This is a genomic window from Variovorax sp. P1_G12 (assembly GCF_056405555.1).
On sequence record NZ_JBFUBW010000031.1, the window covers coordinates 70,534 to 89,023 of the forward strand.

At 66.7% G+C, this 18,490-nt stretch carries 24 protein-coding genes, 2 pseudogenes and 1 riboswitch; of the genes and pseudogenes, 19 read left to right on the plus strand and 7 right to left on the minus strand.

Annotated features, from left to right (window positions below; translation table 11 throughout):
- Nucleotide 1: 1 nt before the first annotated feature.
- The 6 genes from AC1D2O_RS28925 to AC1D2O_RS28950 all read left to right on the plus strand — a co-directional run bounded on the left by AC1D2O_RS28925 (nucleotide 2) and on the right by AC1D2O_RS28950 (nucleotide 6,992).
- On the plus strand, nucleotides 2-1,636 hold the full coding sequence (locus tag AC1D2O_RS28925) for an acyl-CoA dehydrogenase family protein (protein ID WP_478090699.1): 1,635 nt from the start codon (nucleotides 2-4) through the stop codon (nucleotides 1,634-1,636).
- A gap of 13 nt (nucleotides 1,637-1,649) precedes the next feature.
- On the plus strand, nucleotides 1,650-3,152 hold the full coding sequence (locus tag AC1D2O_RS28930) for a class I adenylate-forming enzyme family protein (RefSeq protein WP_478090698.1): 1,503 nt from the start codon (nucleotides 1,650-1,652) through the stop codon (nucleotides 3,150-3,152).
- 13 nt (nucleotides 3,153-3,165) lie between these two features.
- Nucleotides 3,166-3,993: a thioesterase family protein gene (locus AC1D2O_RS28935; RefSeq protein ID WP_478158304.1), complete on the plus strand. Its 828-nt coding sequence runs from the start codon at nucleotides 3,166-3,168 to the stop codon at nucleotides 3,991-3,993.
- Nucleotides 3,994-4,091: 98 nt separating this feature from the next.
- A complete protein-coding gene (locus tag AC1D2O_RS28940) occupies nucleotides 4,092-4,997 on the plus strand; it encodes an SDR family NAD(P)-dependent oxidoreductase (RefSeq protein ID WP_478093025.1) in 906 nt (301 codons plus the stop codon).
- A gap of 192 nt (nucleotides 4,998-5,189) precedes the next feature.
- On the plus strand, nucleotides 5,190-6,092 hold the full coding sequence (locus AC1D2O_RS28945; RefSeq protein WP_478158305.1) for a LysR family transcriptional regulator: 903 nt from the start codon (nucleotides 5,190-5,192) through the stop codon (nucleotides 6,090-6,092).
- Between the two features lie 6 nt (nucleotides 6,093-6,098).
- Entirely contained in the window at nucleotides 6,099-6,992 is an 894-nt protein-coding gene (locus AC1D2O_RS28950; RefSeq protein WP_478093022.1) for a LysR family transcriptional regulator, read from the plus strand.
- A 366-nt stretch (nucleotides 6,993-7,358) separates the two neighbouring features.
- Here the strand turns inward: AC1D2O_RS28950 and AC1D2O_RS28955 are convergent.
- Both AC1D2O_RS28955 and AC1D2O_RS28960 read right to left on the minus strand, forming a co-directional pair.
- Nucleotides 7,359-8,006, minus strand: a pseudogene (locus AC1D2O_RS28955) (NrsF family protein).
- Nucleotides 8,003-8,665 (minus strand): sigma-70 family RNA polymerase sigma factor, encoded by a 663-nt coding sequence (locus AC1D2O_RS28960; RefSeq protein WP_478093019.1) that lies wholly within the window; start codon nucleotides 8,663-8,665, stop codon nucleotides 8,003-8,005. The pseudogene AC1D2O_RS28955 and the gene AC1D2O_RS28960 overlap by 4 nt, the downstream one beginning before the upstream one ends.
- 134 nt (nucleotides 8,666-8,799) lie before the next feature.
- Here AC1D2O_RS28960 and AC1D2O_RS28965 point away from each other — a divergent pair, with 134 nt between their 5' ends.
- The 7 genes from AC1D2O_RS28965 (at nucleotide 8,800) to AC1D2O_RS28995 (ending at nucleotide 13,206) form a co-directional block, all read left to right on the plus strand.
- On the plus strand, nucleotides 8,800-9,117 hold the full coding sequence (locus AC1D2O_RS28965) for a BufA1 family periplasmic bufferin-type metallophore (protein WP_478093017.1): 318 nt from the start codon (nucleotides 8,800-8,802) through the stop codon (nucleotides 9,115-9,117).
- A complete protein-coding gene (gene bufB / locus AC1D2O_RS28970; RefSeq protein WP_478158311.1) occupies nucleotides 9,117-9,989 on the plus strand; it encodes an MNIO family bufferin maturase in 873 nt (290 codons plus the stop codon). Before AC1D2O_RS28965 ends, bufB begins: the two co-directional genes overlap by 1 nt.
- Nucleotides 9,973-10,773 carry an HvfC/BufC family peptide modification chaperone gene (locus tag AC1D2O_RS28975; RefSeq protein ID WP_478094982.1) on the plus strand — a complete coding sequence of 267 codons (801 nt, stop codon included), beginning with the start codon at nucleotides 9,973-9,975 and terminating at the stop codon, nucleotides 10,771-10,773. Before bufB ends, AC1D2O_RS28975 begins: the two co-directional genes overlap by 17 nt.
- Nucleotides 10,773-11,219: a DoxX family protein gene (locus AC1D2O_RS28980; protein ID WP_478094762.1), complete on the plus strand. Its 447-nt coding sequence runs from the start codon at nucleotides 10,773-10,775 to the stop codon at nucleotides 11,217-11,219. The genes AC1D2O_RS28975 and AC1D2O_RS28980 overlap by 1 nt, the downstream gene beginning before the upstream one ends.
- A 46-nt stretch (nucleotides 11,220-11,265) precedes the next feature.
- Nucleotides 11,266-12,324, plus strand: a complete 1,059-nt coding sequence (locus AC1D2O_RS28985; protein ID WP_478094764.1) for a transcriptional repressor — start codon at nucleotides 11,266-11,268, stop codon at nucleotides 12,322-12,324.
- Nucleotides 12,325-12,434: 110 nt separating this feature from the next.
- Nucleotides 12,435-12,773 carry a hypothetical protein gene (locus AC1D2O_RS28990; RefSeq protein ID WP_478158306.1) on the plus strand — a complete coding sequence of 113 codons (339 nt, stop codon included), beginning with the start codon at nucleotides 12,435-12,437 and terminating at the stop codon, nucleotides 12,771-12,773.
- A gap of 46 nt (nucleotides 12,774-12,819) precedes the next feature.
- Complete coding sequence (locus tag AC1D2O_RS28995; protein ID WP_478158307.1) at nucleotides 12,820-13,206, plus strand: YkvA family protein; 387 nt, start codon at nucleotides 12,820-12,822, stop codon at nucleotides 13,204-13,206.
- On the opposite strand, the gene AC1D2O_RS29000 is transcribed toward AC1D2O_RS28995, so the two are convergent.
- Both AC1D2O_RS29000 and AC1D2O_RS29005 read right to left on the minus strand, forming a co-directional pair.
- On the minus strand, nucleotides 13,195-13,944 hold the full coding sequence (locus tag AC1D2O_RS29000; RefSeq protein ID WP_478158308.1) for a cytochrome b/b6 domain-containing protein: 750 nt from the start codon (nucleotides 13,942-13,944) through the stop codon (nucleotides 13,195-13,197). The genes AC1D2O_RS28995 and AC1D2O_RS29000 overlap by 12 nt on opposite strands.
- 3 nt (nucleotides 13,945-13,947) lie before the next feature.
- Complete coding sequence (locus tag AC1D2O_RS29005) at nucleotides 13,948-14,223, minus strand: PepSY domain-containing protein (RefSeq protein WP_478094130.1); 276 nt, start codon at nucleotides 14,221-14,223, stop codon at nucleotides 13,948-13,950.
- A gap of 17 nt (nucleotides 14,224-14,240) precedes the next feature.
- On the opposite strand from AC1D2O_RS29005, the gene AC1D2O_RS29010 reads away from it, so the two are divergent.
- Nucleotides 14,241-14,888, plus strand: a complete 648-nt coding sequence (locus tag AC1D2O_RS29010; RefSeq protein ID WP_478158309.1) for an SRPBCC family protein — start codon at nucleotides 14,241-14,243, stop codon at nucleotides 14,886-14,888.
- 330 nt (nucleotides 14,889-15,218) lie between these two features.
- On the opposite strand, the gene mntP is transcribed toward AC1D2O_RS29010, so the two are convergent.
- Both mntP and AC1D2O_RS29020 read right to left on the minus strand, forming a co-directional pair.
- Nucleotides 15,219-15,791 carry a manganese efflux pump MntP gene (mntP, locus tag AC1D2O_RS29015; protein WP_478094127.1) on the minus strand — a complete coding sequence of 191 codons (573 nt, stop codon included), beginning with the start codon at nucleotides 15,789-15,791 and terminating at the stop codon, nucleotides 15,219-15,221.
- 20 nt (nucleotides 15,792-15,811) lie between these two features.
- Nucleotides 15,812-15,973, minus strand: a riboswitch (yybP-ykoY riboswitch).
- Nucleotides 15,974-16,105: 132 nt separating this feature from the next.
- On the minus strand, nucleotides 16,106-16,516 hold the full coding sequence (locus AC1D2O_RS29020) for a MerR family transcriptional regulator (protein WP_478094125.1): 411 nt from the start codon (nucleotides 16,514-16,516) through the stop codon (nucleotides 16,106-16,108).
- Nucleotides 16,517-16,581: 65 nt separating this feature from the next.
- On the opposite strand from AC1D2O_RS29020, the gene AC1D2O_RS29025 reads away from it, so the two are divergent.
- From AC1D2O_RS29025 to AC1D2O_RS29040, 4 genes are all read left to right on the plus strand, one after another.
- Complete coding sequence (locus AC1D2O_RS29025) at nucleotides 16,582-16,932, plus strand: mercuric transporter MerT family protein (protein ID WP_478094123.1); 351 nt, start codon at nucleotides 16,582-16,584, stop codon at nucleotides 16,930-16,932.
- Nucleotides 16,933-16,941: 9 nt separating this feature from the next.
- Nucleotides 16,942-17,226 (plus strand): mercury resistance system periplasmic binding protein MerP, encoded by a 285-nt coding sequence (merP, locus tag AC1D2O_RS29030; RefSeq protein ID WP_478158310.1) that lies wholly within the window; start codon nucleotides 16,942-16,944, stop codon nucleotides 17,224-17,226.
- A gap of 1 nt (nucleotide 17,227) precedes the next feature.
- Entirely contained in the window at nucleotides 17,228-17,443 is a 216-nt protein-coding gene (locus AC1D2O_RS29035) for a GDCCVxC domain-containing (seleno)protein (protein WP_477650794.1), read from the plus strand.
- A gap of 209 nt (nucleotides 17,444-17,652) precedes the next feature.
- Nucleotides 17,653-17,880 (plus strand): hypothetical protein, encoded by a 228-nt coding sequence (locus tag AC1D2O_RS29040; RefSeq protein ID WP_477650793.1) that lies wholly within the window; start codon nucleotides 17,653-17,655, stop codon nucleotides 17,878-17,880.
- A 69-nt stretch (nucleotides 17,881-17,949) separates the two neighbouring features.
- Here AC1D2O_RS29040 and sugE read toward each other — a convergent pair whose 3' ends face one another.
- Nucleotides 17,950-18,243, minus strand: coding sequence for a quaternary ammonium compound efflux SMR transporter SugE (sugE, locus tag AC1D2O_RS29045; RefSeq protein WP_477650792.1), 294 nt, complete (start codon nucleotides 18,241-18,243; stop codon nucleotides 17,950-17,952).
- Here sugE and AC1D2O_RS29050 point away from each other — a divergent pair.
- Nucleotides 18,233-18,490, plus strand: a pseudogene (locus tag AC1D2O_RS29050) (helix-turn-helix domain-containing protein); the annotation flags it as partial. The gene sugE and the pseudogene AC1D2O_RS29050 overlap by 11 nt on opposite strands.

Sequence of the window (18,490 nt, forward strand, 5' to 3'; positions counted from 1 at the left end):
CATGACCGGCATCCATCCCGACAACCAGGTTCCCGAACTCAAGGACTACAACGTCTACACCAGCGACCCGGCCCTGCGCCGCGCGGTGGCGCGCGGCGGCGCCGGCTGGCGCGACGACGAGCTGGTGCGCCAGGGCGCCGAGTACGGCGCCGAGGCCACCCTGCGCGCCGCCGAGGACGCCAACCACCATGAGCCCGAGCTGCACACGCACTCGCGCACCGGCGAGCGCATCGACGCCGTCAGGTTCCATCCCGCCTGGCACACGATGATGACCATCGCGCGGCGCAACGGCATCGCCAACCTCCCCTTCTTCGACCAGCGCCCCTCGGCCTGGACCGGCTACGGCGCCTCGCTCTACATGCACAGCCAGATCGAGTCGGGCTCGACCTGCCCGACCACGATGACCAAGGCCTGCATCCCGGTGATGCGGCTCAACCCGGCGCTGTTCGAGGCGGCGGCACCCAAGCTCGGCGCCACGGTGCACGACGCGCGCGACATCCCCTTCGCGCAGAAGCACTCGATGACGGTCGGCATGGGCATGACCGAAAAGCAGGGCGGCAGCGACGTGCGCACCAACACCTCGCGCGCGGTGCCCGCGGGCCAGGGCCCCTGGGGCGAGGAGTTCCTGATCACCGGCCACAAATGGTTCTTCTCGGCGCCGATGTGCGACGGCCACCTGGTGATCGCCAAGACCGATGAGCGCGGCTCGACCTGCTTCTTCGTGCCGCGCTGGCGGCCCGATGGCAGCAAGAACCCGATCCACATCCAGCGCCTGAAGGACAAGGTGGGCAACCGCTCCAATTCCAGCAGCGAGGTCGAGTTCAAGGAGGCCTGGGGCGTGCTCGTCGGCGAGGAAGGCCGCGGCATTCCGACCATCATCGAGATGGCGACCTATACCCGCCTCGACTGCGCGGTCGCGAGCGCCGGCTTCATCCGCCAGGCCTTCGCCCAGGCGCTGCACTACACGCGCAACCGCCATGCCTTCGGCCGCGCTCTGGTCGACCAGCCCGTGATGACCGAGCTGCTCGGCGACATGGCGCTCGAGTCCGAGGCCGCGACGCTGCTGGCCATGGACCTGGCCTCGCACTTCGGGTCCAGCGATCCGTTCGACGTCGCCTGGCGCCGCCTCATGACGCCCGCGGCCAAGTTCTGGAACTGCAAGCGCGCGGTGGCGCTGACCGGCGAGGCCATGGAAGTCTTCGGCGGCAACGGCTATGTGGAAGACGGCCCGATGGGACGCCTGTTCCGCGAGGCGCCGGTCAACTCGATCTGGGAAGGCTCGGGCAACGTGATGAGCCTGGACGTGCTGCGCGCGGTCTCGCGCAATCCGGACGATGCCCATCGGGTGCTCGACCATCTGCAGGAAATCGCCTCGCAGGACACCCGCCTGCGGACCCAGACGCAGGCCTTGCGCGATGCGCTCCTGCTGCCGCCGAACGAGCTCGAACGCCAGGCCCGCCGCTTCACGCAGCGCCTGGTGCTCACCGCCCAGGCCTGCCTGATGCTGCAGCACGCCAGCGCCGAGGCCTCGGCCGCCTTCATCGGCAGCCGCTTCGACCCCGACTGGGGGCCGGTGACCGGCATCACCGCCGGCACCAGCGATCCCGGTGCGCTGCTGCGCGCGGCCTGGCACTGAAGACGCGACAGGCATGACTGATTTCGTTTCGGTGCTGGACCAGCACGCCCGCGTGCAGCCGGCCAGGGAATTCCTGCGCGCGGCGGGCCGTTCCTTCAGCTACGGCGAGTTCGCCGAGCTCAGCCGCCGCGCCGCCACCGTGCTGCGCGGCCACGGCATCGGCGCCGGCGACAAGGTGGCGCTGCTGTGCTTCAACACGCCGGGCTTCGTGCTCGCACTGTTCGGTGCCTGGCGACTGGGCGCCGCCGTGGTGCCGGTCAACCACAAGCTGCAGGCGCCCGAGATCGACTACGTGCTGCGCCACTCGGGCAGCAGGCTGTGCGTGGTGGACGGCGCCCTGGCCCCGCTCGCGCAGAAGATCGACCACACGCCGGTCTGGCTCGCGACCGACAGCGCCGGCGCCGGCATGGCCTCCTTCGACGCGCTGCTCGAGCAGGCCGCGCCGATGGCCGACGCCGCGCCGCCGCCCGGCGATGCGCTGGCCGAGATCCTCTACACCTCCGGCACCACGGGCAAGCCCAAGGGCTGCCTGCACACGCACGCCAACGTGTTCCTCGCGGCGCTGTGCGCCGCGGCCAGCACTTCGCTCACGCGCCACGAGCGCACCCTGATCGCGATGCCGGCGTGGCATTCGTCGCCGCTCAACAACTGGCTGCTCGGCACGCTGCTGATGGGCGGCAGCGCGGTGTTCCTGCGCGAGTACGCGCCCAAGGCCTTCCTCGATGCGCTGGCGCAGGAGCGCATCAGCTTCACCTTCGGCGCGCCGATCGCCTTCCTGGCCCCGCTCTCGGTGGTGCCGGACGTCAAGGCCTACGACTTCGGCGCGATGCGCATGTGGGCCTACGGCGGCGGACCGCTGGGCGCCGACATGGCGCGCAAGCTGGCCGACAGCTACGGCAGCGACCGCTTCGTGCAGGTCTACGGCATGACCGAATCGGGTCCGCTGGGCACGGTGCTCTATCCCGAGGAGGCGATCGCCAAGGCGGGCTCGATCGGCCGCGCGGGCGTGCCGGGCGTCGCAGTCGAGGTGCGGCGCGCCGACGGACAGCGCTGCACGGCCGGCGAAGTCGGCGAGATCCACCTGCGTTCGCCCGCGATGATGAAGGGCTACCTCGACAACCCGGAGGCCTCCGCGGCCGCCTTCGACCCGCAGGGCTGGTACCGCACCGGCGACCTGGCGCGGATCGACGAGGACGGCTACCTCTTCATCGTCGACCGGCTGCGCGACATGATCGTCACCGGCGGCGAGAACGTGTACTCGAAGGAGGTCGAGGACGTGCTCGCGATGCATCCCGACCTGCAGGACGTGGCCGTCATCGGCCGGCCGCATCCGGAATGGGGCGAGACGGTGACGGCGGTCGTGGTGGCACGCGCCGGTCGGGCGGTCGACGGCGAAGCGCTGCGCAGGTACCTCGAGCCGCAGCTGGCGCGCTACAAGATCCCGCGCGCCTACGAATTCCGCGACGCGCTGCCGCGCACGGCCACCGGAAAGCTGCTCAAGCACCAACTGCGGTAAAAACGCAGTCACCATGACCCCTACCTCGATCGCCTCCGCCCGCCCCGCCGCTGTCTTCGCGCGCGAGGGCGATGTCTGGCTGCCCAGCGAACTGTCGCGCGGGCCGTGGGATCCCCGGGCCCAGCACGGCGGCGCGCCCAGTGCCCTGATGGCGCATGTGGCCGAAAGCGCCATGGCCGAACCCGGCTGGCAGCTCGCGCGCCTGAGCGTCGAACTGGTCAAGCCGGTGCCGGTGGCGCCGCTGACCACGCGCTGCACCGCACAGCCCGCGCGCTCGACCACCCGCCTGACGATCGATCTGCTGGCCGGCGAGACGCTGGTGGCGCGCGCCCATGCGCTGATGCTGCGCAGCCAGGCGCTGGCGCTGCCCGACGGCCTGCCGGGGCTGTCGCCGCCACGCCTGCTGCCGCTGCCCGGCGACTGCAGCGAGCCGCTGCGCATCCCGGGCCTGCCCGTCGGCGTCTCGTTCCACGGCGCCGCCATGGACACGCTCGTCGCCCAGGGCGATATCTCGCAGCCGGGCCCGGGCGCGGCCTGGTTCCGGCTCGCGGTGCCGCTGGTGGCCGGCGTGCCGAACTCGCCGGCGATGCGCGCCGCCGCCGCGTCCGACTTCGGCAACGGGGTCAGCTGGTTGCTGCCGGTCGAACGCTACATGTTTTCCAATGCCGACCTGAGCCTGCACCTGCATCGCCAGCCGGTGGGCGATTGGATCGGCCTCGCCGCGGAAACACAGGCGCATGGCAGCGGTGCCGGCACCACGCTGTCGCGGCTCTACGACGAGCAGGGCCCGATCGGCGTCGCCGTCCAGACGCTGGTCTTGCGCGATCGCGACGCCGCGTAGGTCTCCCGAAGCCCCCCTTCGCAATGCTGGAACACGGGCGGCGACGCCCGTGGCATCCTCTGTCGGCGATTTCCGCAGGCAGCTCGAGGAGAGATTCCATGGTCGAAGGCAAAGTGGTTCTGGTCACCGGCGCGGGGGGCGGCATCGGCCGCGACATCGCGCTTGCCATGGCGGCCCACGGCGCGCGCGTGGTGGTCAACGACATCGGTGCCGCGCTCGACGGCGCCGGCCACAGCGCCGGGCCGGCCCAGCAGGTGGTCGACGAAATCCATGCCCTGGGCGGCGGGGCCGTGCCCAACGCCGACAGCGTGGCCGATGCCGCCGGTGCGGCGCGCATGGTCCAGTGCGCGGTCGACAACTTCGGCCGCATTGACGCCGTGGTCAACAACGCCGGCATCCTGCGCGACCGCTTCTTCCACAAGATGTCGGTCGACGAATGGGACGCGGTGATCAAGGTTCACCTCTACGGCAGCTACTACGTCAGCCGTGCCGCCGCGGTCTTCTTCAAGGAACAGGCCTCGGGCGCGATGGTGCACATGACCTCGACCTCGGGGCTGATCGGCAACTTCGGCCAGGCCAACTATGCGGCCGCCAAGCTCGGCATCACGGCGCTGTCGAAGTCGATCGCGCTCGACATGCTCAAGTTCAACGTGCGCTCCAACTGCATCGCGCCGTTTGCCTGGAGCCGCATGATCGGCGCCATCCCGACCGACACGGAAGAGCAGCGGGTGCGCGTCGCCAAGATCCAGCAGATGACGCCTTCGAAGATCGCGCCGCTGGCGGTCTACCTCGCCAGCGATGCGGCGCACGAGGTCAACGGCCAGATCTTCTCGGTGCGCAACAACGAGATCTCGCTGATCAGCCAGCCGCGCCCGGTGCGCTCGATCCACCGCTCCGAAGGCTGGACGCCGCAGACCATCGCCGAGCACGCCATGCCGGCGATGCGCGCCAGCTTCTACCCGCTCGACCGCTCGGCCGACGTCTTCAGCTGGGACCCGGTCTGACGAGCCCCCACGCTCCCTCACTTCGTGTGTCGCTGCCCCCCGAGGGGGCCGCAGGCCGCCTTGGGGCGGCCCGGCGCCGGCCTGATCTGACGAGCCCCCACGCTCCCTCACTTCGTGTGTCGCTGCCCCCCGAGGGGGCCGCAGGCCGCCTGCCGGCCTGATGCGGGTTGGTTTTAGCGGGACAATCCGCGCGTGAATCTTCATTTCGACCTGTTCGACCTCAAGCTCTTCGCCTATGTGGCGGAGGCGCGCAGCCTGACGCGCGGCGCCGACAAGGCCTGCATCTCGCTCGCGGCCGCCTCCACCCGCATCAAGCAGATGGAGGAAGCCATCGGCGGCAAGCTGCTGCACCGCACCGCGCAGGGCGTGAACATGACCGCGGCCGGCGAGGCCCTGCTCTACCACGCCAAGCGCGTGATGCAGCAGATGGAGCACCTGCGCATCGACATGCAGGACTTCGGCAAGGGCATCAAGGGCCATGTGCGGGTGTTCGCCAACACCACCTCGATCACCGAATACCTGCCCGAGAAGCTGGCCGGCTTCCTCACGCAGCATCCGGCGGTGCAGGTCGACCTGCGCGAATACCTGAGCGAAGAGATCGTGCGTTCGGTGGCCGACGGCGGCGCCGACATCGGCATCCTGGCCGGCGACGTTCACACCGGCGACTTCGACGCCCGGCCCTTCGGCCGCAACCAGCTGGTGCTGGTGGTGCCGACGGCGCATCGCTTCGCCGAGACGTCCGCGATGGCCTTCGTCGACACGCTCGAGGAGCAGCACGTGGGCCTGCACCACGCCAGCGCGATCCACCGCTTCCTGCTGCGCAAGGCCGAGCTCGCCGGCCGCGGCTACAGCCCGCGGATCCAGGTCGGCAGCTTCGAGGCCATCTGTCTCATGATCGAGGCCGGGGTCGGCGTCGGCGTGCTGCCGGCCTCGTCGGCGCGCCGCCTATCGCGCGCGCTGCGCATCACGACCGTGCCGCTCACGGATGCCTGGGCCGAGCGCGAGCTCAAGATCGTCGCCCGCAGCCGCGAGCAGCTGCCGGCCTCCGCGCGTGAACTCTTCGACTACCTCGCGCAGCCACCCGAAGCGCCCTGACACTGCATGTCCGCCGACCCGAAATCGCTGCGCCTGTTCGTGGCCGTGGCCGACCACGGCAGCATCAGCGAGGGCGCCAAGCGCTGTCACATCGCGCTGGCGGCCGCCAGCAAGCGGATTTCCGACCTCGAGTCGCGGGCCCGGCTGCCGCTGCTGGTGCGCCACGCGCGCGGCGTCACGCTCACCTCGGCGGGCCACGGACTGCTGCTGCATGCGCGCGCCGTGCTGTCGGCCATGGACCGGCTCGGTGCCGAACTCGACGATTTCCAGAACGGCGTGGCGAGCGTGGTCAGCATCACGGCCAACGCGTCGGCCATCGCCCAGTTCCTGCCGGCCCAGATCGGCTCCTTCCTGCGGCTGCACCCGGTGCTCAAGATCGACCTGCAGGAACGCGCCAGCACCGAGGTGGTCAAGGCCGTGCTGGGCGGCCTGGCCGACATCGGAGTGATCGAGGGCCACACGCCGGCCGAGGGCCTCGAATGCCTGCCCTACCGCAGCGACGAACTGGCCGTGGTGGTGGCGCGCGACCATCCGCTGGCCCGGCGCCGGCGCATCGGCGTGGACGAGGTGCTGCGCCACGACCATATCGTGGTGCGCGAAGGCACGGCGCTGCACCGCGTGCTGCTGAGCGCCGCGCTCGAGGCGCAGGTGCCGCTCAAGGTCCGCATGCAGGTCGGCAGCTTCGACATGGTGTGCCGCATGGTCGAGCAAGGCGTCGGCATCGGCGTGCTGCCCTTCGCGGCGATCCTGCCCCAGCTGCAGATCCTGCGGCTGCGCTGCCTGCGGCTCGATGCCCCCTGGGCGGTGCGCCGGCACCTGCTGTGCGTGCGGCGCGAGCAGGACCTGACCGCCGCGGCGCGCTCGGTGCTGGAGCACCTTCGAACCCCGGACCCGGCCTGACTGGCTCCCACGCTCCCCACTTCGTGGGGTTCGCTGCCCCCGGGGAAGGCAGCAGTCCGCCCGTCCGTGCGAAGTGTGGGGAGCGGCAGTTGCGGGTTGTGGATCGCCAGTGACATCAAGAACCTCGGCAATCACTGCGACTGCCGCTCGAGGCGGTCATTCCTGCAGTTGCTGCGCTTTTCCCACTCGCCGGTTGAAGTTGCCAAGATGCGCTTGCAGACGAACGCCCGCATTCGAGTGAATCGAACAGCCGGGTTGGGCCCGATCTCCGCCCGCTGCAGCTTCTTCTCAGCGCCCTCCAGCATCAAGCGAAGCTCGCCACCCTCGTCATAAATGACCCCGAGCCAGCGACTTCTTGACACCGGCTCAACGACCAGCGGCGGCCAGCTGGGGAGCGAGCAAGCGGCCCAGAGCGACGATGAGTGCTGCCGTGCCCAGATTCCAGATCAGGATCATCATGGTCGCGTCCAGGCTGTGGAAAATCGACATCGCCGTCGCACAGATCGCGGCCACGGCGAGGCCCCCTGTCAGCGAGACCGTGCTGACCGACAGCAGCGCCCCGTGGCGCAGCATGGCGAACATGGCCAGTGACAGCGGCAGGCTGGTCATCAGCACCGTGGCGAAGCATCGTGCCGTCTCGCCGAGCTGGACGCCATCGGGGCCGACGCTGACCCAATTCACCAGGCAACCGTACCCGAGGGTGCTCATCCACACGATCAGCGCAGGCACCGGCAGCAGCGCTCAGCCACGCGTCCGGTCAGGCAGATTCAGCATGAACGAGGCGACGGCCGCCAGCACACCGGTCAGCAGGGAGGCGGCCGTCCCGACGATGAAATCAACCTGCTTCAGTCGCTCAGCCAAGTCGGGGCGTACACCGTGGCCCACGGCCAACAACCCGAAGATCAGCGCCGGAAGCAGCAGCCACAGCGCCGCCCGTAGCACAGGCGGCCGAAGGCGGCGCACCGGCCGCGCATCAGCCACCATTGCGTCAATGAGATCGTTCGTCTTGATCATGATCCGGCAGGCCCATTGAACAGCTTGCGCAGGTTCTTGATGCGGCGGTAAGTTGCCACCTTCAAGGCAGCAACCGACATTCCGCTGACCGTGGCGGCCTCGCGCAGCGACATCTCCTGCAATTTCATCAACTTGATGGCGTCGCGTTGCCCTGGCGGCAAGCGCTCGACCGCGTCGTGCACTGCCGCAAAGTCCACACCCTCTCCAAAGTAGTTCGCTTCGGCGGCCGCCAAGGTTTCGTGTTCTGGTGCCAGCGACGTCTCGTGCTGTGCCGCGCGGCCTTGGCGACGGAGCCGATCGACGATGCGCCGGTGCGCGATCGCCACCAGCCAGGGGCCGAAGGGGCGGCTCGGATCGTAGGTATGGCGAATGGAATGCACGGTGAGCAGGACATCTTGCACCGTGTCCTCGATGTCGCTGCGATCGCGGTGCGCTTTTGCTGCCAGTGAACGCAGGTACGGCGTGATCTCGTCGAGCAGGCGTCGATAGGCCTCTTGTTCACCCACTTGGGCACGCGCCATCAGAATGGCCCAGTCGAACTCGCGCCCCGGGACGGACCCCTCGGGCGCGCGTTCTCCCTGGACATCGGTCGCCTCGGTCGACGATGCGGCGCGGCCGACGATTTTCAATGCGTGAATTCGATCGAGGTTGCTCTTCACACAGCGCACGATAGCTCGCAACGCGGCACGCCGACGCAACTATTTTTCTTGCGCGGTGCGTAACCTTTCACCGCGCTGTGGCGAACTATTGATTGTCGGTCTCAATGGGAGACCGCTACGCGAAAGGTCGAACCATGAGTCGTCAATTGTTCGCAGGTTCCGTTCTGTCTACCGCACTCGGACTTGTGTTGGCCGCATCAGGGATGTCGGCGCAGGCGCAAGGCACGGACATGAGCAAGATGCCGCAAGTCGTCAAGGACAACATGGCGCGCATGCAAAGCAACAAGCTGGAGAAGTGCTACGGCATCAACGCCATCGCCAAGAACGACTGCGCCGAGGGCGCGCACTCCTGTGCCGGTCAGTCCACGCAGGCGCGTGACCCCAAGTCCTTCGTGCTGCTGCCGGCCGGTGACTGCAGCAAGATCCAGGGCGGAAGCATGAAGGCGAGTTGATTGCCGTGGCCGCAGTGGGTGACGCACGCAGCGCGGTGCCGGTCGCCGCGGGGATCGGGCTGCGCTTCCAACACCACGAGGCGGTGCTCGATACACGGCCCGCAGTCGCATGGCTGGAGGCGCATACCGAGAACTACATGGGCGGCGGCTCCTCCATCCGCACACTCGCGGCAATCCGGCGCGACTATCCTGTTTCCCTGCACGGTGTGGGTCTGTCCCTGGGGAGCGCAGAGGGGCTGGACGCCACACACCTCGAACGCATTCGGGATGTCGTGCACCGGATCGAGCCCGGTCTCGTATCCGAACACCTGTCGTGGAGCGTTGTCGGGGGCAACTACCTGGCCGACCTGTTGCCGCTGCCGATGACAGACGAGGCGCTGGACCTCGTTTGCCGCCATGTCGACCAGACCCAGGCCTTTTTGCAGCGCCAGATCCTGATCGAGAACCCATCCACCTACCTGCGCTTCAAGCACTCGACGATCGCCGAGTGGGACTTTCTTGCCACCGTCGCACGGCGCACCGGCTGCGGCATCCTGTGCGACGTCAACAACATCTACGTTAGCGCGTGCAACCACGGCTGGGACGCCTCGACCTACCTGGCCGCTCTGCCCGCGGACGCCATCGGCGAGATCCATCTTGCCGGCCACGCGCTCAAGCAGATCGAAGGCGGGCAGGCCCTGCGCATCGACGACCATGGCTCGCGCGTCGCACCGGAGGTCTGGACCTTGTATACGCAGGCGTTGGCACTCTTCGGCCCGGTGCCGACCCTGGTCGAGTGGGACACAAACATACCGCCATTGGACGTGCTGCTGGATGAGGCGGCCCATGCAGCAGCGTTGATCGAAGAGGCGCAGCATGCCGTCGCTGTTTGATGTCCAGTGTGCGATGTGCCGCGGCCTGATGCAGGACGAGGCTGGCCAGGCGGCGGACCTGATCGTCGGCGCGGGACTGGCGCCCGCGCAGCGGCTGGGCGTCTACCGCAACACCATCGTCGCAACGCTTGCCAACGCGCTGCGGCTGTCGTATCCGGCCGCGCATCGCCTGGTCGGTGCCGATTTCTTCGAAGGCGCGGCGCAGATCTTTGCGCGCGACCGGGCCCCGCGCTGCGCCGATCTGAACGCCTACGGTGCAGAGTTCCCCGACTTCCTGCGGGACTTCGCGCCCGCAGCGACACTCGCCTACCTGGCCGACGTGGCTCGCCTCGAATGGGCGGTGAACCGCGCGCTGCATGCGCCCGACGACGATCCCCTCACGGTGGAGCGACTGGCAACAGTCGCGCCCGCCGATCACGACCGGGTGTGCTTCGTGGCTCACCGTTCGGTATCGGCGTTGCGCTCGGAGTTTCCGGTCGACAGCATCTGGCGCGCGGTGCTGCAGCACGACGGCGACGCCCTGGCCGCGATCGATCCGGGCAGCGGGCCCGTGTGCCTGCTGGTGCAGCGCCTGGCGGGCAAGGTGGAGGTCGAGCGCCTCGACGAGGGCGCGTGGCGTTTCGCAGTTGCGCTGTTCGACGGTAGGCCGCTCGGGACCGCGCTCGAGTCCGGGGTAGGCGCCGATGCGCCCGCGCTCCTTGCGCAGCACTTGGGCGCCGGGCGCCTTGTCGCATTCCGGCTCGCCAGTGCAGCGGACGTGCCGCGCCGGACCGGAGACACCTGATGACCCCTCTTCTCGCACGGCTGCGCCACCTGCTCGAGGCGACGCCCTACACCGTCCTCGCGGTCCCGTTGCGGCTCGCGGTGGCGACCGTGTTCTGGAACTCCGGAATGACCAAGCTCGCGAACTGGGCCACCGCGATGGCATTGTTCACGGACGAATATCGCTTGCCGTTGCTGCCGCCGGAAGCGGCGGCCTACATTGCGGTGAGCATCGAGTTGAGCGCACCGGTGCTGCTCATGTTGGGCCTGTTGACCCGACCCGCCGCCGGCGTGCTGCTGGGCATGACCGCGGTCATCGAGATCTTCGTCTATCCCCAGGCTTGGCCGACGCACATCCAGTGGGCCGCAATGCTGCTCGTTCTCCTGTGCCGAGGGGCCGGAGCCTTATCGCTCGACCACCTGCTGTGGCGAAAATGGACACTCGCCGCCAGCGCCGACAGCCTCTGAGTGAAAGCACAGTCTCAGTTCTTGAGATTGTCCTAGTCACGATGCCGTGGTCACAGTGTCGTGGAGCCTGCAAAGCACGTACCTCAGCTTGCCGCGCCGGCTGATCCGGCCGGCACGCAGTGGCGGGGCTGCAGGCGCGCCGTCGCCGAGCTTCTGGCGGCGCTGGAAGCCGGCATGGCAGATCAAGCGCGGAGCATCATGGATTCGGACGAACTTCGACCTGCATCGGTCCGTTGCGCTGTGGAGCCTGCCGGTGGCCGTGACGTTGGCCGTCTCGGGGGTCTACTTCAGCCTGGGCAACGAAGTGTTCCGGCCTGTCGTTCGCCTGTTTGCACCGATCACGCCGAACCCCTTGCAGGCGTTGCCGCGCCGGGCTTCTCCTGCGCCGGCACCGGCCCTTGCACTGCAGGCCGCTGTGGAGCGCGCCCGGGTCCATCTTCCGCCGTCCGCTCGGTCGTTCCTGCCCTGGTACGCGAGCCATGTTCCCCATCTCGGCGTCGACCGTGTGGCCTTCAAGGAGGACGGCATGCGGGAACGCCTGCTGCGCTTGCGCTACGAGCAGTTGTTCATCGACGACCAGACCGGCGAACTCAAGAGCATCAGCGGCTATGACAGTGGAACGGGCGCCGATCGCTTCCTCATCTGGCAATACCCGCTCCATACGGGCCGTGTGCTGGGCTGGTGGGGGCGCGTGCTCATCAGTCTGGCCGGACTGCTGACAGCGTCCCTGTGCGTCACCGGCCTCCTCGGGTTCGCAAATGCCGGCCAGCATCTCTCTGCCGAAGACATCTACCGATCGCTGCTCGAGACGCATCGCGACATCGGGATGAGCACGATCTATCGCGTGCTGTCCCAGTTCGAGCATCCCGGGTTGATCAAACGCAGCAACTTCAAGTCCGGAAAAGCCGTCTACGAACTCGACGACGGACATCGTCATGCCCATCTCCTTTGCCTCGACTGTGGACGCATTGAGGAATTTCACGACGATGCTCTCGAGCGCCGGCATGCGGCTATTGCGGCCGAGCGCGGCTATCGCATCAAGGATCAATCGCTGACGCTCTTTGGCGCCTGCGCCAAGCCCTCCTGTGAGCACCGGCCCCAATGAGCCGTAGCCGATACGTTTAGCAACCGTATTCGCCGTAAAAGGTGCGCGCACTTCGGAGGTCGAGCGTTGAGTGGTGAATGGGCGGTTTCGCTCGCCCCGGATGATTCACCATGACCCTCAAGTCTTCTGCGTTTGTCAAATGGGCTGCCTTCGGCGCAGTGGCAGCCGGTGCCCTCTTCGCTACTGCATCGGCCAGCGCCGACGTGAACTGGTCCATAGGCGTCGGCGTCCCGGGCGTCGCTGTAGTCAACCCTCCCGTGTACTACGAACCCGCGCCTGTCTATTCGGCCCCGCCGCCGGTCTACTACCAACCGCCGCCCCGCGTGTACTACCGACCACCACCGCCGGTCTACTACTACGGGCCGCCGGCGCCGGTCTACTACGGACCGGACTACAGGTACGGCCATCGCCACCACCACCGCCGGGATTGGGAAGATCGAGACGACTGAGACCGCCATCAGACCTCTGATGGCCAGCCGAAGAGGAGTGGCTTCGATGTCAGTTGTTCACCAGTTGCGACGCTGGGCAAAAGGCGTGAAACGTGACGGTATTACGCTGTGGCTCGCGGGTAAGCACCCAGGCACGCCTTGGTACGCAAAGGCGCTTGGCCTGTTCGTCGTTGGCTATGCGCTCAGTCCGATTGACCTGATTCCGGACTTCATCCCGGTCTTGGGGTACGTCGACGACGTGATCTTGTTGCCCGCGCTGATCTGGGTCGCGGTCCGAATGATCCCTCTTCCCGTGCTGGACGAGTGTCGGGTTCAGGCGGACGAGTGGATCCGCGCCGCAGGCTCGAGGCCCGAGAGCCGGGTCGGAGCCGCAGTCATCGTGGCCCTGTGGGTAGCTGCAGGAATCGCTCTCGGTTGGTGGCTACTGACGTAGGATGCCCCTCGCGCTTGCTTCGTCATCGGCGCATTGATACCCCTCGTTTTTTCGAACTGGCCATGACGACTCGCGCTTCGGCAACGTGTCGGTGAAGCCAACGATGTCGTCGGCGTTCGCCCTTCGTTCAGTTGCCACATTTTTCGCGTGGCTTACGAACTCCTGCTCCACCGACCGGCTTCTTGTTGCCCGATCGCTGCTGCCCTCGAAGCCCCGTTTGCGTCCGGTCATCATTGACGCCGACAGGTTCTCGCGCCACCGCCAACTCATCACGCCGACGCCGAGAAGATGCAGGGCCACAGCGGCCAGCAACGCATCGGCGAGCCATGCATGTATGTCTTGCAAGCGCTCGTCGCCCCAGAAGGTGTCGAGGCGGCTCATCCACCCAGTGAGCCCAAGAAGCAATACGAGCGACCAAAGCAGCCACACCATCCACAGCCCGAGGGGGTCGTGGCCGATGCAACGCGGCGCGCGGGCGCGAACATAGGCGAGCGTCGCGGTCGCGGAGGGCTTGAGGGCGGCGAGACTGCCATGCCCCTTGGCAAGCACCGCCCACAGCAGGCGCGTGACTACCACGCCGGCCGCTGCGTAGCCTGCGGCGCGATGTACTTGACCGCCGTCGTCCTGAATCGAGCAGAAGATGACCAGTGCGGCCAGCATCCAATGATGAAGGCGGACGGCGACGTCCCAGACCAGGGCACTGCTTCGCGTTGGATCCGCGTTGCCCGAAGTCGGCATAGACTACTTTTCGATCTCGCTCTTCACCGGCTCGAGTGTCTTGGCGTCATAGTAGATCTCGACCTTCTTGCCGGCCTTGTTTCTGCCGTAGATCTCATAGCAGTTGCCGTCGACCTTGAACTTGGAGATCGTGTAACCCTGTGCCTCGATGCTGGCCTTGGCATCGGTTTCCGACATCCATTCGGATTTCGGATAGACCTTGCAGTTCGCCTTGGCGAAGGCAGGCGCCGATGCGAAAGCGGAGAGGCTGAGAACGACGGCGAAGGTAATTTTCTTCATCGATTTTTCCTGGCTCAGTGAACGATTCCAAAAGCTTAGCATTGGTTCGTCATCGCCGACCGGCAATGACGAACGCGCGTCTCTTTGCATGGTGCAGAGGCATCGCCTTGTTGCTGGCGGCGGGCGCGCTGCTGACGTTGCATGGGCCTGTGGGGGCACAGGAGGTGCTCGTCGAGACGACCGGCAAGGGTGATCTCATCACCGTCGCCGCGTCGGCCGAACTGCAGGCTGACGCTGGGACGGTGTGGGGCACGATTTCGGACTACGACCACCTCGCCGAATTCATTCCGGACATCCACAGTTCACGCGTGATCCAGCGCGAAGGCAACAAGCTCCTGGTTGAGCAGACCGGCCAGATCGGCTTCCTGATCTTCCAGCAGTCCGTGCAGGTGACACTGGAGGTGCACGAGTCGCCGCAGCGGCGCATCGTGGCGCACGCTGTGGGCGGCAACCTGAAGGAGATGGAGGGCAGCTACGCATTGGAGAACCTGCCGTCGGGAGGGGTACGCCTCACATATTCCGGGCGTCTGGTGCCAGGGTTCGCCGTGCCGCCGGTCATCGGCGCTCTTGTTGTGCGCAACCTGCTGTCGAAGCAATTCACGGCGTTGGTGCGCGAGATCGTCCGACGCGACCTGGCGGCACGCGGGGCGCCGCGGGCGCCATAGCGAGCGAGGGCGTCGAGCCGTCCGCCGGCCTCCGGGTCGGCGGGCCGGCAAGGGCTTGCCGACGGCGGCGTAGAGCTCCGATACCGGGACCACGCGGCCGTGCAGCGGCAGGATGCGATCGACCTTCAGTCCGAACCCCTCGATGTTGGAGATCAGGTTGAGGTTGTTCGCGTTCGGCACCGCCGGCGGCGGCGAGTTCGGCGCACCGGGCGTGAAGGCATCCGCCTGGATCAGCAGTCTGTCGTTGTCTAGAGACCTGCAATCGGCACCACGCTGGTTTCGTCCGGGAGATCGATCAGGATGACGAACCGCGCGACGTCACAGGCGTCTTCATGCGATCGCCGTGAGGTGTTCGTAGAGGATGAAAGACCCAATGCCGATGAGCAGCACGCCACCAATGGCTTCCGCCCAACGGCCAGCGAGGTTGCCAAGCAGCCGCCCGACCATCACGCCGACGGTGACCATGGCGAAGGTCGCAAAGCCGATGGCGGCGGCCACCGGGAGGATGTTCACGTCCAGGAAGGCCAGGCCGACACCCACGGCCATGGCATCGATGCTGGTCGCGAAGCCGGTGATGGCCAGGAGCCAGAATCCGTGGCGGGTCGGCTTCTCGGCCTCGGCCTCGTCGGGCGCCTGGAGCGCCGCCACGAGCATGCGAATGCCCAGCACGCTCAGCAAGGTGAAGGCGATCCAGTGGTCCCAGTCCTTGACGTATCCGGACGCGGCATAGCCGAGCGCCCAGCCGACCAGCGGCGTGATGGCCTCGATGACGCCGAAGATGGCGCCGGTTCGCAAGGCCTCGGACCAGCGGGGTTTCTGCAGGGCGGTGCCCTTGCCGACGGCGGCGGCAAAGGCATCGGTCGACATGGCGAGGGCCAGCAACGCGGTGGAAGCGAGATTCATGTGAGGGTCGTTCTTCTACGGTCGGGCGAGAGCGCAAGGGCACGCCTCCGCTGCCCGACCTGCGTCGCGGGGACATGCCGATGGTCTCGCCAACCGAAGAACGGTTGCCGGCGCCACGGCATGCGAGACGCCGAGTGTGTTGACGCAGGCGCTTCCAGAAACGAAAGCCGGCTACTCCCCAAGGGAACCCTAAGTATAGGGACCGAAGCTGACCGTCTGCTCTCTCCGATGCCGACCTTTCCCCAACTGCGCGCCCTGCTTGCGCAGAAGGAAAGGTCCAGATCGGCGGTCGCCAACCGGGGCGGGAGCCTGGCTTAGCTACCGATCTCTTCTGAACGCATCAGCGCTTCGATCAGCGGGCAGCTGACTTTGCGCTTGGACGTCGAGCATTGACTGACCAAGTCCTCGAGTGCCGAAGCGAGTACCTGCAAGGCCTGGATGCGCTGTCGTACGTCTGCCAGCTTGTGCTCACCGATGCGACGTGCGGTGGAGCACGCTTGCCCCTCATCGAGCGACAGAAGAGCTCGAACGTCGTCGAGCGAGAAGCCCAGCGACTGTGAGCGTTTGATGAACCGAAGACGCGTCAGCGCCGTCTGCGAGTACCGCCCGATCCTGCCGCTTGGGCGCTCCGGTGCAGCCAGCAGACTCCGGCGCTGATAGTACCGAACGGTTTCGACGTTGACGCCCGCAGCAGCTGCCAGCTGCCCGATAGTCATCTGTTCCATAGTGGGCTTGACTCCGTACTCAGGTACGGACCTAGACTAACATCAATCAAGCAAAAGGAGCTTTCGTGTCAAGCCCATGGACCACCCCCGGCTCACTGTTGGCCGGCGCCGCCGCGGCCATCGGAGCATCAGCGTGCTGCGCCGGTCCGTTGCTGCTGGTGGTGCTCGGTGTCGGCGGTGCATGGGGCTCTCGCCTGGTGGCCCTGGAGGCCTATCAGCCATTCTTCATGGCAGCCGCGATTGGCTTCTTTGGCTATGCCTTCCACAGGCTTTACCGCGAGCCCGAGGCGTGCGCTCCCGGCGAGGCATGCGCCGGTTCCGCCGTGCGTCGACGGCAGCGTGTCGTTTTCTGGATCGTCGCGCTTGTTGCCGCTGCACTGATGGCTTTTCCGCTCTACGCGCCGGTTTTCTATTGAGGTGAGCTCATGAAATTGTTTGCTCTCTTGTTGGTCACAGCGGTAACGTCGTCCGGGGCGCTGGCTGCCGGCGCTCGCACCGCAACGCTGGATGTCTCCCACATGGACTGCGCTGTCTGCCCTATCACGGTCCGCAAGGCGCTTGAGAACGTGCCGGGCGTTGAAGCAGCCAAGGTCGATTTCAAGACCAAGCGTGCGGTCGTCGCCTTCGACCCCGCGAAGACCACGCCGGAGGCCTTGACGAAGGCCACAGCCGAGGCCGGGTTCCCTTCATCGGTGAAGCAGGTTCGGTGAAATGAGCGATCTCGCACTGCAGTCGACCATCACGTGCCCGCAATGCGGTCACGCGAAGGAGGAAGCGATGCCCCTCGATGCTTGTCAGTGGTTCTATGAGTGCGAGGGCTGCAAGACGCTGCTGCGCCCGAAGGCAGGCGACTGCTGCGTCTTCTGCTCGTATGGGACGAACAAGTGTCCGCCGGTTCAGGCCAAGCCCTCCTGTTGCTCGAGTTGAGCGCGATTAGCTGAACGTGCGATCCTGCCGACTGTTGCCGGCGCGGCTGGGCGAGCTTGGAATCCACACCTTTCGGTTTTCTCTGAAGCAGACCCTTCGCGGAGACCTGAATCGACAGGTTGTCCCTTCACGCGGAAGTCCGAACGCGAGTTGAATGGGCCGACATTGCCGATCAGATCGAAGGACGCAGGTCCGCCAGTGCCTGGCACATGCCGAATCTTGAGTTTGCGCGCCCTGAGCACGCCACCGGAGACGTCGCCTCCCACGTCGACCTTCACGCCATTGCCGATCGCGCCCTTCCGACCGCTGGTGACCTGCGCAGCGCTCGCATCGACCGCAGCAGGAAGCTGTACGTAGACGACTCAGCCGACGAGAAAGTCATCTTTGTCGAGCAAAAAAAGGCAAGCCCAGTATCACTGCGTTTCCTCATTCGTTGAGCGGCACCAGCGACCGTCCACTGTTAGCCGGAGACCGTCCAACATTTGAAATGAGCGAGGCCGCATCTCCTAGGCTGGCGTGGCCAGTTTGAGGCCGATGATGCCGGCGACAATGAGACCAAGGCTGACTAAACGCCCTATGTTGGCCGACTCGCCCAGCAGAACGATGCCGAGGATTGCAGTCCCTACGGCGCCGACTCCAACCCAAATCGCGTACGAAGTCCCAACAGGCAGCGACTTCATGGCGACCCCCAGCAGACCCAGGCTGACAACCATGGCCGCCACCGTTCCGACGGTAGGCCAAAGACGGGTAAAGCCTTCCGTGTACTTGAGGCCAATGGCCCAGCCAATTTCGAAAAGCAAGATTCTGTCCCGTACGGGCGGCATTCGACCACCGGAGCGAAGCCGGTCCCCGATGGCTCTGACATTGGCCGAGCGCGAGGAGATCTCACGTGCAATGGCGGCTGGCTTCTCGATTCGCGCGATCGCCCTGATCCTCGAGCGAGCTCCGTCCACCGTAAGTCGCGAGATCAAGCGCAACGGTGGTCCAGGATGCTATCGAGCGACTCAGGCCGACCAGGCAGCGTGGGACCGGGCCCATCGCCCCAAG

Bases quoted from the DNA above. Each gene is read 5' to 3' on its own strand.
- AC1D2O_RS28925 (WP_478090699.1), top strand. From the start codon at position 2: ATGACCGGCATCCATCCCGACAACCAGGTTCCCGAACTCAAGGACTAC.
- AC1D2O_RS28930 (WP_478090698.1), top strand. From the start codon at position 1,650: ATGACTGATTTCGTTTCGGTGCTGGACCAGCACGCCCGCGTGCAGCCG.
- AC1D2O_RS28935 (WP_478158304.1), top strand. From the start codon at position 3,166: ATGACCCCTACCTCGATCGCCTCCGCCCGCCCCGCCGCTGTCTTCGCG.
- AC1D2O_RS28940 (WP_478093025.1), top strand. From the start codon at position 4,092: ATGGTCGAAGGCAAAGTGGTTCTGGTCACCGGCGCGGGGGGCGGCATC.
- AC1D2O_RS28950 (WP_478093022.1), top strand. From the start codon at position 6,099: ATGTCCGCCGACCCGAAATCGCTGCGCCTGTTCGTGGCCGTGGCCGAC.
- AC1D2O_RS28965 (WP_478093017.1), top strand. From the start codon at position 8,800: ATGAGTCGTCAATTGTTCGCAGGTTCCGTTCTGTCTACCGCACTCGGA.
- AC1D2O_RS28975 (WP_478094982.1), top strand. From the start codon at position 9,973: ATGCCGTCGCTGTTTGATGTCCAGTGTGCGATGTGCCGCGGCCTGATG.
- AC1D2O_RS28980 (WP_478094762.1), top strand. From the start codon at position 10,773: ATGACCCCTCTTCTCGCACGGCTGCGCCACCTGCTCGAGGCGACGCCC.
- AC1D2O_RS28990 (WP_478158306.1), top strand. From the start codon at position 12,435: ATGACCCTCAAGTCTTCTGCGTTTGTCAAATGGGCTGCCTTCGGCGCA.
- AC1D2O_RS28995 (WP_478158307.1), top strand. From the start codon at position 12,820: ATGTCAGTTGTTCACCAGTTGCGACGCTGGGCAAAAGGCGTGAAACGT.
- AC1D2O_RS29000 (WP_478158308.1), bottom strand. From the start codon at position 13,944: ATGCCGACTTCGGGCAACGCGGATCCAACGCGAAGCAGTGCCCTGGTC.
- AC1D2O_RS29005 (WP_478094130.1), bottom strand. From the start codon at position 14,223: ATGAAGAAAATTACCTTCGCCGTCGTTCTCAGCCTCTCCGCTTTCGCA.
- mntP (WP_478094127.1), bottom strand. From the start codon at position 15,791: ATGAATCTCGCTTCCACCGCGTTGCTGGCCCTCGCCATGTCGACCGAT.
- AC1D2O_RS29020 (WP_478094125.1), bottom strand. From the start codon at position 16,516: ATGGAACAGATGACTATCGGGCAGCTGGCAGCTGCTGCGGGCGTCAAC.
- merP (WP_478158310.1), top strand. From the start codon at position 16,942: ATGAAATTGTTTGCTCTCTTGTTGGTCACAGCGGTAACGTCGTCCGGG.
- AC1D2O_RS29035 (WP_477650794.1), top strand. From the start codon at position 17,228: ATGAGCGATCTCGCACTGCAGTCGACCATCACGTGCCCGCAATGCGGT.
- AC1D2O_RS29040 (WP_477650793.1), top strand. From the start codon at position 17,653: ATGCCGAATCTTGAGTTTGCGCGCCCTGAGCACGCCACCGGAGACGTC.